The organism is Pelomicrobium sp. G1 (assembly GCF_051905455.1).
Taxonomy (GTDB): Bacteria; Pseudomonadota; Gammaproteobacteria; order Burkholderiales; family UBA6910; genus Pelomicrobium.
The window spans coordinates 1-236 of the sequence record NZ_JBQACR010000596.1 but is presented as its reverse complement, the minus strand read 5'-3'; the positions used below and the strand labels follow the sequence as shown (position 1 = coordinate 236).

At 68.2% G+C, this 236-nt stretch carries 1 pseudogene; it reads left to right on the top strand.

Features of this window, described 5'->3' with window-relative positions:
- Positions 1-236: pseudogene (locus ACTFO6_RS19770) on the top strand (two-component system response regulator GlrR); the annotation flags it as partial.

Below are 236 nucleotides of genomic sequence, written 5' to 3'. Positions count from 1 at the left end.
CCCCTGGCCCGGCAATGTCCGCCAGCTCGCCAACGTGGTGGAGCAATGCTGCGCCCTCACCATGACGCCGGTGGTGCCGGCCGCCCTGGTGACCCGGGCCCTGCGGGAGAACCCGACCGAGGTCCTCTCCTACGCCGAAGCGAAAGCCCGGTTCGAGCGGGATTACTTGATCCAGCTTCTCAAGCTTACCCGGGGCAACGTAGCCGAAGCGGCGCGCCTCGCTCAGCGCAATCGCA